The sequence below is a fragment of the Streptomyces sp. WG7 genome (assembly GCF_049975785.1).
Lineage (GTDB): Bacteria > Actinomycetota > Actinomycetes > Streptomycetales > Streptomycetaceae > Streptomyces.
In genome coordinates, this window is record NZ_JBNGGE010000193.1 from 1 (window position 1) to 531 (window position 531).

General features: G+C 67.4%; 1 protein-coding gene. It reads left to right on the plus strand.

What is annotated here, in order from left to right:
* Window positions 1–531: acyltransferase domain-containing protein (locus tag ACP4J0_RS38710; RefSeq protein ID WP_426604165.1), on the plus strand; the 531-nt coding region annotated here is incomplete at both ends.

The window sequence follows — 531 nt, forward strand, 5'->3', positions numbered from 1 at the left end:
GCCGAGGACGGCCTGGTTGGGGCTGTGGTGCCGTGGGTGGTGTCGGGTAAGTCGGCGGAGGCGGTGCGTGCTCAGGCGGCCCGGTTGCTGAAGTGGGCGGAAGCCGATTCCGGTGTCGATGTGGCTGCTGTGGGCTGGTCGTTGGTGACGTCGCGGTCGTTGTTCGATCACCGTGTGGTGGTGACGGGCGCTGACCATGCGGAGTTGCTGGCGGGGTTGCGGGCTGTGGTGGCGGGTGAGCCGGCGCCGGGTGTGTTCCAGGGGAATGCGGCGGTGGACACGGGTGCCGGTGTGGTGTTCGTGTTCCCGGGTCAGGGTGCTCAGTGGGTGGGTATGGCACGGGAGTTGCTCGACGTGTCGCCGGTGTTCGCTCGGGCGATGGCGGAGTGTGCTGAGGCGTTGGGTCCGTTTGTGGACTGGTCGTTGCTGGATGTGCTGGGCGATGAGTCTGCGTTGGGGCGGGTTGAGGTTGTGCAGCCGGTGTTGTGGGCGGTGATGGTGTCGCTTGCGCGGTTGTGGCGGTCGTGTGGT